Source organism: Pseudoruegeria sp. SHC-113 (assembly GCF_025376885.1).
Lineage (GTDB): Bacteria > Pseudomonadota > Alphaproteobacteria > Rhodobacterales > Rhodobacteraceae > Pseudoruegeria.
On the sequence record NZ_JAHUBR010000001.1, the window covers coordinates 1219900 to 1229578 of the forward strand.

Here is a 9679-nt window from a genome sequence, read left to right on the forward strand (position 1 = left end):
CGTTAGTGTACCCCCGCATCGCTCTCTACGCGGCCATGCTCGCCTTCGCGGGCCTGCCGCTCTATGTGCACCTGCCGCGCTTCGCGACGGGGGAACTGGACCTGTCGCTCGCCGCTCTGGGCAGCGTGCTTCTTGTGATCCGTCTGATGGATTTCCTGCAGGATCCCCTACTGGGCTGGCTGGCGGACAGGCCGGGCGCGCCCCGGCGGGGGCTGGCCCTGCTGGGCGGTGTTGCGCTGGCGGCGGGGTTTCTGGGCACCTTTGCGGTGCCGCCCCCGGCTGGCATGGCCCCGGCGCTCTGGTTGCTGCTGACGCTGATCCTCGTCTTCACCGCTTATAGCCTTCTGATGATCCTCTTCTACGGGCAGGGCGTGCGCCTCGCCGCCACAGTGGGCGAGGGCGGCCATGTGCGGCTGGCCGGGGTGCGCGAGGCCGGGACGGCGGCGGGCATCCTGCTGGCCACGGCGCTGCCGAGCTTGCTTGAGGCCACGGGCCGCGCCGAGACCGCCTATCGTGATTTCGCGCTGGCCGCCGGGCTGGTGATCCTGCTCGCCAGCCTCGCCATGTGGCCGCTCTGGCGGCAGGGCGCGCGCGTGTCCACGAGCCAAGCCATGCCCAATCCGCGCGATCTGTTCAAAAGCCCGCGCCTGCGCTTCCTGCTGTTGCTGGGCTTCGTGAACGCGCTACCGGTGGCCGCCACCAGCACGCTGTTTCTGTTCTTCGTGGAAGACAGGCTGGCGCTCCCGGCGCTGGCCGGGCCCTTCCTGCTTTTGTTCTTCGCGGCCGCTGGCGCAACCGCGCCGCTCTGGTCGCGCGCGGCGCGGCGCTTCGGCACGCGCGCCACGCTGCTCACCGGCATGGCGCTTTCGGTCGTGGCTTTCATCGGCGCTGCCGCGCTGGGCCCCGGGCAGGGGCTGGCCTTCGCCGTGGTCTGCCTCGCCTCCGGTGCTGCCGTGGGGGCCGACATGGTCCTGCTGCCCGCCCTTTTTGCCATGGCCGTGGACAGCGAGAACCAGCCCGAGGGGCTGGCTTTCGGGCTCTGGGCCTTCGTCGCCAAAGCCGCGCTGGCGCTGGCGGCGGGCATTCTGTTGCCCCTGCTGGATGCCTTCGGCTTTGTGCCGGGGCAAGAGAACACCGCCCGCGCGATGTCGGCGCTCGTGGTCGCCTATGCGCTGCTGCCCTGCGCGCTCAAGCTCTTCGCGATGGCGCTCGTGCTGCGGCTCCCCTCTGACGCGACAGAGCAAACGGTGCGTCTTCGCGGGCACGCGTAGCGCTCTTAGTCCCGCACTGTTGGTGAAACTTCCCGCAAGCTCCCGATAAGGTTGTATCATACCGTCCTATTGGCGGAAGTTGACCTAGGGTGAGTCGCGCTCCGCCGTGTTCAGGGCACTTTGGGGGGACCATCCATGCCTGTTTCGATCAAACGCATTTTCTTGCACCTGGCCGCATCCGGCCTCGCGCTCACGGCGGCGAGCATTGCCACGCACGCCGAAGAGGGCATGAAGGCTTACGAAATCAAAGACATGCGCGGAATGCGCTTTTGCGAGTTCCTGCTGATCAGCGCCGACAATGTGGTGATTTACAACACCTCCGCCTCCGATGGCTGCCCGGCCGACAAATGGGAGGCGCTCGATCTGGAGGCGCTCGCCGCAGAGCATGGTGTGCTGAAGGCGCAGCTCAACGGGCCGAAGTTCTGGGCCATGGATGAGCAGACGGTTTACCTGGGCGAAGAAAAGATCTTCGGCGGCATCGCCGCCCGCTACGGTGCAACCCTGCCGCTGGCCGCCCTTGGCAGCGGCGAAGGGGCCGCGCCCTATGAGCCCTACGTCAGCGCCAAGAACCAGAGCTTCGTCTTCCGCGCCGGGGCGCCGATCTATGAGTTGGTGGATGCAGAGGGCAACGTTTATGCGCTCAATGCGTGGGGCCCGAATGTGACGGATGGCAACCCCGACAACCTCGCCGCCCAACTTGCCCCCGCGGAAGGCTGGACGGCCCGCGCGACGCTGCCCGAGGCCGATGTGATCATCGCAGGCACCTCGGACACGCCGGTGGACATGGTCGGTGATGACATGAAGCAGTATTACACCCGCTACAGGGCCGATCAGTGAGCGGCAGCCGCCTGAGCGCCATCGCAGGCGCGGCGCTGGCCTTCCAGCTCTGCGCCGCGCCGCTTTTGGCACAGGGCCTACCGCCCGCCAAAACGTTGTCAGGCTATCAGGAGACCGCGAGCCTTGAGACGGGCGACAGCGTCACCGAAGATCTTGCGCTGGATGATCAGCGCGTGCGCGGCGTGCTCTCCTTTCCCGGGCTGGAGCAGGCCGTGGCCCCGTGGTTTGCCTGGAAGAAACGCCTGAATGATGAGTATGGGCTGAAGCTTCAGTTCAGCTACCAAAGCTCGCGCCAGACTTTAAGCGACACGCTGGGCGAGGAGGATGCGGCGGCGATGCGGCTGCAGCTTCAGGGCTCGTGGGATCTGCTGGGGCGCGGCACCAAGAACAAGGGCACGCTCACCTTCCGCCTTGAAGAGCGCCAGCGGCTGGGCACGGCGATTCCGCCCACGAAGCTGGCCTTTGAATACGGCGGTATCAAACCCTCCGGCGGCTTCTCCGATTTCGGCTTTGCGCTCACCGAGCTTGCGTGGCGGCAATCGCTCATGGAGGGGCGCTTGCGCTTCGTCGTGGGCAAGATCAGCGCGCTCTCGTGGTACAACGGGCACGCGCTGTCCTCCTCGCTGCGGGGCTTTCAGAACCTCGCCCTGCAGAGCAGCCTCACCAAGCCTGCGCCGGGCCGCGGTATCGGCGGCGGCGTGGCCTATGAGTTTTCTGAGCATTTCGGCGTGGTGGCGGGTATCCACGATGCCAATGCCAAGACCGCCGACAACCCGTTCGACACCATCGATCAGGGCGAATTCTACAAATCCGTCGAATTCCGCTACTGGCCCACGAACCGCGACATGCGCCGCTGGGACGTTGTGCGCTTGCAGTTCTGGCAACAGGACGCGCTGAAGGACAAAGGCGTGCCGGAAAGCAAGGGCGTGACCTTTCTCGCCAGCCGTCTGCTACAGGATCGCTGGTTTCCCTTCGTGATCGCCGGGCTTTCGGATGGCAAATCCACGGTGATGAAGAAGGATTTCACCGCCGGGCTCGGCGTGGGGATCGACACCCAGCACCGCGCCGCGCGCGATATCTTCGGGATCGCGGTGAATTGGGGGGAGCCCTCCAACGATCTGCTGCGCGAACAGGTGACGACAGAAGCCTTCTACGCTTTGACGCTGGTGCAGAACGTGGTGATCACGCCCTCGGTGCAATGGGTGCGCAACCCGGCGGCCAGCACGGCGTTTGACGATGTCTTCACCTTCGGGCTGCGCTTCCGCACGACATTTTGAGGGCAGGGGGCCAAGCTCCCCCTCTCGCGCCGCCATGGTTTTCTGCTACCACATTGCCCATGGAGATTCGCGCCACCACACCGGATGACTACGCCGCCATAGATGATGTGATCATCGAGGCCTTCGGGCAGGTGGATGAAGCCCGCCTCGTGGACATGCTGCGCCGCGATCGCGCCGTGGCGCTGGAGCTTGTGGCCGAGGTGACACGCCCCAACGGGCCGGAGATCGTCGGCCATATCCTGTTTTCGCGCTTTGCGGAGCCCGCCGGCTGGCTGGCGCTCGCTCCGGTTTCGGTGAAGCCGAGCCGCCACCGGCAGGGGATCGGCGGCAAGCTGATTGCTTCGGGATGTGCGGCCGCACAGGAAGCCGGATATGCCGCCGTGGTGGTGCTCGGGAGCCCCAAGCTCTATGGCCGCCACGGGTTCTCGGTGAAACAGGCCGCGGGCCTGACCTCGCCCTATCCGCTGGAGTATACCGGCCTGCGCTGGCTCGGGGAGGGCAGCGGCACGCCCGAGGCCCGCCTGCGCTACCCGGACGCTTTTGCCCGCCTCGAAAACTGATCCTGAAAGCCTGATCAAGAAAGCTAACCGATGCGCCTTGCCCTGCTGACGGCCCTCACCATGGTGGCCTTCGCCGCCAATTCGATCCTGAACCGGCTTGCGCTGGCGGGCGGCCATATCGATCCGGCAAGCTTTGCGGTGGTGCGCTTGGTGGCGGGTGCGGTGATGCTGGCGGTGTTGCTGGGCCTGCGCGGGCGGCTCGCGCCCCTCAGCGCGCGGCCCAACCTCGCGATGGTGGCGGGGCTTGCCGTCTACATGATCGGCTTCTCCTTTGCCTATGTCACGTTGGACGCCGGGGTCGGGGCGCTGATCCTGTTTGGCGTGGTGCAGGTCACGATGTTTGCCGGGGCGCTTTTGGCCCGCGAACCGGTGCCGCCTGCGCGCTGGCTCGGGGCTTGCGTCGCCTTCGCGGGGCTCGTGCTGTTGCTCTGGCCCGCGTCCGGTGCCGCGCAGGGGATCTCGCTCGCCGGGGCGGCCCTGATGGTGCCGGCGGCGGTGGGCTGGGGAGTCTATTCCTTGATGGGCCGGGGCGCGGCGGACCCTCTGGGCGATACCGCGCGCAATTTCCTCTGGGCGCTGCCCGTCGCGCTGCTGCCGCTCGCCGTGGCGGGGCCGCTGAGTGCCAACGGCGCAGGCATCGCGCTGGCGGTTGTTGCGGGGGCGGTGACATCGGCGCTGGGCTACGCGCTCTGGTACGCGCTTCTGCCCGCGCTGGGGGCCACCCGCGCCGCCGTGGCGCAGCTGACGGTGCCGGTCATCGCGGCCTTTGGCGGCGTGCTGCTTCTCGCGGAGCCGATGACCCTGCGCTTCGCACTGGCCGCAGCGCTTGTGCTCGGCGGTGTCTTGCTGTCGCTGCGTCGCGCCCGCGCGTGAGGCCTCGCCAAGTGGCCAAGCGGTGCCTATCTTAGCACCCATGAAACAGTTTCTGCTTGCCTCACTGGTGTTGCTCATGCCTCTGCCCGCAAAGGCCGAATGCGTTGTCCTGCTGCACGGGCTTGCCCGCGGCGAAACCTCCATGGTGGTGATGGAAAAGGCGCTGCAGGCGCTCGGCTATCGCACCGTGAACGACGGCTACCCCTCCACGGAAGCCACGATTGAAGAGCTCGTGGCGCAGACGATCCCGGCGGCCGTGGCCAAATGCGGCTCCGACAAGACCCATTTCGTGACCCATTCCATGGGCGGCATCCTCGTGCGGGCCTGGCTGGCGGAAAACAGCCCCGAGAACATGGGCCGCGTTGTCATGATGGGCCCGCCCAACCACGGCTCCGAACTGGTCGATCAACTCGGCGATCTGGAGCCGTTTGAGTGGATCAACGGCCCGGCGGGCCTGCAGCTTGGCACCGATGAGAACTCGCTGCCCAACCGTCTCGGCGCGGCGTCGTTTGAGCTTGGCGTGATTGCCGGGGACCGCACGCTGAACCCGCTCTACTCGTCGCTGATCGACGGGCCGAACGACGGCAAGGTCTCGGTGGCGAGCACGCGGATTCAAGGTATGCAGGATCACATCGTGCTGCCGGTGACCCATACGTTCATGATGAACAACCCGCTGGTGATCGCGCAGACAGATCACTTCCTGCGCGAGGGAAAATTCGATCACGCGATGACCTATGTCGACGCCCTGCAAGGCGCGCGCGATGTGCTGCTGGAGCTGCCGATCCTGAAGGGGGAGTAGCCTGCGTGCCGGCTCCGGTCTCAGCGCCCTCCATCGAGGCCTTCCACGCAGCCCTCAGCGCGCAGGACCGTGCCATCGCGGATGAGTTGCGCAGCGCGATCCAAAACGCGCTGCCGGAGGCCGAAGGCAAGATCTGGCACCGCCATCCGGTCTGGTTTCTCGAAGGCAACCCGATCGTCGGCTACAGCCGCCTGAAAGACGCCCTGCGCCTGATGTTCTGGAGCGGACAGTCCTTTACGACTGAAGGCCTCTCGCCCAGCGGCAGCTTCAAGGCCGCCGAGATCCGCTACCGCGCGGCCTCCGAGATCGACGCGCAAGCCCTCGCCAAATGGCTTGCCGAGGCGCGCGTGGTGCAGTGGGATTACAAGAACATCGTGAAACGAAAAGGGCAGCTCCGACGGCTGCCCTGATTGATGTCTTGCCTCTGGCGGGGATATTTCTGGCCAGAAGAGAGGCTCAACTGCGCACGCGGTTGACGTGGCCCATCTTGCGGCCGGGCTTGGCGTCTTCCTTGCCATAGAGGTGCAGCGCCGCGCCGCTTTCGCGGGCTATTTCGGGCACGCGGAGCACGTCGTCGCCGATCAGGTTCTCCATCACCACATCGCTGTGACGCTTGCCGTCGCCCAGAGGCCAGCCCGCCACGGCGCGGATGTGCTGTTCGAACTGATCCACCGCACAGCCATTCTGCGTCCAGTGGCCGGAGTTGTGCACGCGCGGGGCGATCTCGTTCACGACGAGGCCCTTCGGCGTCACGAAAAGCTCCACGCCCATGACGCCCACGTATTTCAGCGCGCTCAGGATCTTGGCGGCCAGCAGCACCGCATCGGTGCGTTGGCCCGCCGTCAGCCGCGCCGGAACGGTGGTGGTGGCGAGGATGCCCTCCTTGTGGACGTTCTCACCGGGATCGAAACAGGCCACTTCGCCATCGATCCCGCGCGCGGCGATCACGCTGACTTCGTGGCTGAAATCGACGAACCCCTCAAGGATCGCGGGCGCACTGGCCATATCGGCCAGCGCCTGCGCGGCGTCTTCTGGGTTGCGCAACCGGGCCTGCCCCTTGCCGTCATAGCCGAAGCGGCGGGTTTTCAGGATCGCAGGCGTGCCGATTTCCTCGATGGCTTCGGCCAGATCCACGGCGTCATCCACCGCCGCGAAGGGGGCGGTGAGCAGGCCGAGATCGGAGAGGAAGGCCTTCTCCACCAGCCGGTCCTGACTCACGGCCAGCGCCTGACGGTTGGGGCGGATCGGGCGGTGGGCTTCGAGTGTGTCGAGCGCCTCGGTGGGAATGTTCTCAAACTCGTAGGTGATCACGTCCACCGCATCGGCGAAGGCCAGAAGCGCTGCGGTATCCTCATAGGGCGCGGTGGTGACGGCATCGGCCACATGGCCTGCCGGTGGGTTGGCGCCGGGCTCGTAGATATGGGTGCGAAAGCCAAGGCGCGCGGCGGCGACCGAAAGCATCCGGCCCAACTGGCCGCCGCCCAGAATGCCGATGGTTGCGCCGGGGGCGAGCATCTCGGGCGTGTCAGTCATCTTGCGGCTCATCGGGAATGGAGGCAGAGAGGGTTTCACGCCAAGCGTCGAGGCGCTCGGCAAGCTCGGGATCCTGCAGCGCGAGGATGCCGGCGGCCATCAGCCCGGCGTTCGCCGCCCCCGCCGCGCCGATGGCCATCGTGGCCACGGGAAAGCCCTTGGGCATCTGCACGATGGAATAGAGGCTGTCCACGCCTGAAAGCGCCTTCGTCTGCACCGGCACGCCCACGACAGGCACGCGCGTCTTGCTGGCCATCATGCCCGGCAGATGCGCCGCACCGCCGGCGCCTGCGATGATCACCTGCAAGCCCCGCGCAGCGGCGGATTTTCCGTAGTCCCAAAGGCGGTCCGGCGTGCGGTGGGCGGAGACGATCTTGGCCTCATAGGCCACGCCCAGCTCGTCCAGAATATCGCCTGCGAGTTTCATCGTCGGCCAGTCGCTCTGACTGCCCATGATGATGCCGACCTTGGGGTGTGTCATCCGTGCCGCGTCCCTGTTTTGGAGCCTGTTTGAAAGGAAGCGGCACTATAGCCGGATGCAGGCCCGATGCAATGCGGCAGGCGTGCGGCCATCCCCGCTCGGGCGTTCAGGCGATAATGTCTGGCGTCAGCTCGTCCTCGATGCGGGCGATCTGATCCTTCAGCTGCAGCTTCTGCTTCTTGAGCCGCCGCATCATCAGCATGTCCGCATGGGGTTTTTCCTGCAGCGCGTGGATGGCTTCATCCAGATCGCGGTGCTCGCGCCGCAGCACTTCGAGCTTCACCCGCAGCACCTCTTCGTGGGTCAGTTCGTGGGGGCTGTCCATTGCTTTCGCTGTCGCGCTTTCTTCTGTCTGCTCTGGTTTGAAACTAGCCGGTTTGAGCCCCGCCGCAAAGGGGCGAATCTCTTGCGAACCCCTGCCAGAGCCCCCATATTTCCTTGCAAAGGGCTGCCTTCGGGGGCCTTGCACAGACCGTCGCTTACAAAAGGACGCATAAGATGAGCAAACTGACCCTCGGGTCCCATCCCTTCCTTCTGGGGTTCGACCAGCTCGAACGCCTCGTGGAGCGCACCGCCAAGAGCGGCAACGATGGCTACCCGCCCTTCAACATCGAACAGACGAGCGAAAACAGCTACCGCATCACACTGGCGGTGGCCGGTTTTGCGGAAGCCGATCTGGCGATCACGGTGGAGGATCGGCAGCTTGTGGTGCGGGGCCGCCAGCGTGACGACAGCGAAGGCCGGATCTTCCTGCACCGTGGCATTGCTGCACGCCAGTTCCAGAAAAGTTTCGTTCTAGCGGATGGTGTTGAAGTCGGCGAAGCCAGCATGGAAAATGGCCTTCTACATATCGACCTGAGTCGCTCGGTGCCTGACGCCGTGGTCCAGACGATCAAGATCAATAAGAATTAAGGAGGCGCGACTTGGAAAACGAATTCGAGATCCCGTCCGGGGCCAAGGATCGTATCGTCTACATCCGCCCCATCGAGCTGAACGACCTGCCCGAAGAGGTGCAGGAACAGGCCATGGACGCCAAAGATCTGGTGGCCGTGCACAATTCCGACGGCGAGCAGCTTGCACTGGTCGATGGCCGCCGTCTTGCCTTCATTCTTGCCCGCGAGCATGATTTCGAGCCGGTGAGCATCCACTGATGGCCGCTTACGCCTTCGATTGGGTGGACGCTTTCACGGCGCAGCCCTTCGGAGGCAACGGTTGTGTCGTGGTGCACGGTGCGGCCGATATCTCCTATGAGGATCGCCTCGCGCTGGTGCGCGAAACATCGCTGGCGGAATGCGCATATATGGTCGGCTCCGATGTGGCCGACTTCGGCGTGCGCTATTACCTGGCCGACAAGGAAATCCTGATGGCGGGTCACCCGACGGTGGCCACCGTTGCTTCGCTGCTGGATCGCGGCATGGTGCGGCTGGAAGGCGGCTTGGCGGAGTTCACGCTGGAAGTGGGCGCGGGGGTTTTGCCGATCCGTGTCGAAGATACCACCAGCGGTCCGCTCATCACCATGACGCAAGCTGCGCCCAGTTTCGGCAAGCAGCACGAGCCCGCGCGCATTGCTGCGATCTACGGGCTGTCTGCCGATGACATCCTCGGCACGCCGCAGACCGTTTCCACCGGAACGCCTTTCTGCATCACGGTTCTCAAGAGCCGCGACGCCCTGCGCCGCGCTCAGATGGACGTGGGGGCGCTGGAGGCGTTCCGCGCCTATGACGGCTCCGATCGCGCCAGCCTGATGGAGCCCTTCCTCGTCACGCTCGGCGGCGAAACCGAGGCGGGCGATACATTTTCGCGCCTGCTTTTGGCCCCGCCTTCGCTGCCCGAGGATCCCTTCACCGGCTCGGCGACGGGCTGCATGGCCGCCTACCTCTGGCACCACGGACTGATCGAGGCCCCACGCTTCACGGCGGAGCAGGGCCATTGGATGGGCCGCCCCGGCCAGGCGCAGGTGGAGGTTCTGGGCCCGCGCGAGGCGATCACCGGTGTGAAGGTCGGCGGGCAGGCCCGCGTGCTGATGCGCGGCGAACTGGCGCTCTAAG

The 9679-nt window shown here is 65.8% G+C and carries 13 protein-coding genes; 10 read left to right on the plus strand and 3 right to left on the minus strand.

Annotated features, from left to right (window positions below):
- Positions 1-5 precede the first annotated feature (5 nt).
- The 7 genes from KVX96_RS06040 to KVX96_RS06070 all read left to right on the plus strand — a co-directional run bounded on the left by KVX96_RS06040 (position 6) and on the right by KVX96_RS06070 (position 6027).
- Entirely contained in the window at positions 6-1271 is a 1266-nt protein-coding gene (locus KVX96_RS06040) for an MFS transporter (protein WP_261193418.1), read from the plus strand.
- Positions 1272-1406: 135 nt separating this feature from the next.
- A complete protein-coding gene (locus KVX96_RS06045; RefSeq protein WP_261193419.1) occupies positions 1407-2108 on the plus strand; it encodes a hypothetical protein in 702 nt (233 codons plus the stop codon).
- Positions 2105-3385, plus strand: coding sequence for a carbohydrate porin (locus KVX96_RS06050; protein ID WP_261193420.1), 1281 nt, complete (start codon positions 2105-2107; stop codon positions 3383-3385). Before KVX96_RS06045 ends, KVX96_RS06050 begins: the two co-directional genes overlap by 4 nt.
- 59 nt (positions 3386-3444) lie before the next feature.
- Positions 3445-3945: a GNAT family N-acetyltransferase gene (locus KVX96_RS06055; protein ID WP_261193421.1), complete on the plus strand. Its 501-nt coding sequence runs from the start codon at positions 3445-3447 to the stop codon at positions 3943-3945.
- Positions 3946-3975: 30 nt separating this feature from the next.
- The gene (locus KVX96_RS06060) at positions 3976-4818 is read left to right on the plus strand and encodes a DMT family transporter (protein WP_261193422.1); all 843 of its coding nucleotides are present in this window, start codon (positions 3976-3978) and stop codon (positions 4816-4818) included.
- Positions 4819-4858: 40 nt separating this feature from the next.
- Positions 4859-5617: a lipase family alpha/beta hydrolase gene (locus KVX96_RS06065; RefSeq protein WP_261193423.1), complete on the plus strand. Its 759-nt coding sequence runs from the start codon at positions 4859-4861 to the stop codon at positions 5615-5617.
- Positions 5618-5622: 5 nt separating this feature from the next.
- Positions 5623-6027: a DUF1801 domain-containing protein gene (locus tag KVX96_RS06070; RefSeq protein ID WP_261193424.1), complete on the plus strand. Its 405-nt coding sequence runs from the start codon at positions 5623-5625 to the stop codon at positions 6025-6027.
- Positions 6028-6073: 46 nt separating this feature from the next.
- On the opposite strand, the gene KVX96_RS06075 is transcribed toward KVX96_RS06070, so the two are convergent.
- The 3 genes from KVX96_RS06075 to KVX96_RS06085 all read right to left on the minus strand — a co-directional run bounded on the left by KVX96_RS06075 (position 6074) and on the right by KVX96_RS06085 (position 7956).
- Complete coding sequence (locus tag KVX96_RS06075; protein ID WP_261193425.1) at positions 6074-7150, minus strand: 5-(carboxyamino)imidazole ribonucleotide synthase; 1077 nt, start codon at positions 7148-7150, stop codon at positions 6074-6076.
- A complete protein-coding gene (gene purE / locus KVX96_RS06080) occupies positions 7143-7631 on the minus strand; it encodes a 5-(carboxyamino)imidazole ribonucleotide mutase (protein ID WP_261193426.1) in 489 nt (162 codons plus the stop codon). Before purE ends, KVX96_RS06075 begins: the two co-directional genes overlap by 8 nt.
- A 106-nt stretch (positions 7632-7737) precedes the next feature.
- Positions 7738-7956, minus strand: a complete 219-nt coding sequence (locus KVX96_RS06085) for a YdcH family protein (RefSeq protein WP_261193427.1) — start codon at positions 7954-7956, stop codon at positions 7738-7740.
- Between the two features lie 173 nt (positions 7957-8129).
- Between KVX96_RS06085 and KVX96_RS06090 the strand changes: the two genes are divergently transcribed.
- Genes KVX96_RS06090 through KVX96_RS06100 form a run of 3 tightly spaced genes read left to right on the plus strand, consistent with a single transcriptional unit; the run spans position 8130 to position 9678 of the window.
- Positions 8130-8543: an Hsp20 family protein gene (locus KVX96_RS06090; protein ID WP_261193429.1), complete on the plus strand. Its 414-nt coding sequence runs from the start codon at positions 8130-8132 to the stop codon at positions 8541-8543.
- A gap of 11 nt (positions 8544-8554) precedes the next feature.
- Positions 8555-8782 (plus strand): DUF1150 domain-containing protein, encoded by a 228-nt coding sequence (locus KVX96_RS06095; protein ID WP_261193431.1) that lies wholly within the window; start codon positions 8555-8557, stop codon positions 8780-8782.
- Complete coding sequence (locus tag KVX96_RS06100) at positions 8782-9678, plus strand: PhzF family phenazine biosynthesis protein (RefSeq protein WP_261193433.1); 897 nt, start codon at positions 8782-8784, stop codon at positions 9676-9678. Before KVX96_RS06095 ends, KVX96_RS06100 begins: the two co-directional genes overlap by 1 nt.
- Position 9679: the final 1 nt, after the last annotated feature.

What these genes read in the sequence shown, in the direction of transcription:
- KVX96_RS06045 (WP_261193419.1), top strand. Translation starts at nt 1,407, where the DNA reads ATGCCTGTTTCGATCAAACGCATTTTCTTGCACCTGGCCGCATCCGGC.
- KVX96_RS06055 (WP_261193421.1), top strand. Translation starts at nt 3,445, where the DNA reads ATGGAGATTCGCGCCACCACACCGGATGACTACGCCGCCATAGATGAT.
- KVX96_RS06060 (WP_261193422.1), top strand. Translation starts at nt 3,976, where the DNA reads ATGCGCCTTGCCCTGCTGACGGCCCTCACCATGGTGGCCTTCGCCGCC.
- KVX96_RS06065 (WP_261193423.1), top strand. Translation starts at nt 4,859, where the DNA reads ATGAAACAGTTTCTGCTTGCCTCACTGGTGTTGCTCATGCCTCTGCCC.
- KVX96_RS06075 (WP_261193425.1), bottom strand. Translation starts at nt 7,150, where the DNA reads ATGACTGACACGCCCGAGATGCTCGCCCCCGGCGCAACCATCGGCATT.
- purE (WP_261193426.1), bottom strand. Translation starts at nt 7,631, where the DNA reads ATGACACACCCCAAGGTCGGCATCATCATGGGCAGTCAGAGCGACTGG.
- KVX96_RS06085 (WP_261193427.1), bottom strand. Translation starts at nt 7,956, where the DNA reads ATGGACAGCCCCCACGAACTGACCCACGAAGAGGTGCTGCGGGTGAAG.
- KVX96_RS06090 (WP_261193429.1), top strand. Translation starts at nt 8,130, where the DNA reads ATGAGCAAACTGACCCTCGGGTCCCATCCCTTCCTTCTGGGGTTCGAC.
- KVX96_RS06100 (WP_261193433.1), top strand. Translation starts at nt 8,782, where the DNA reads ATGGCCGCTTACGCCTTCGATTGGGTGGACGCTTTCACGGCGCAGCCC.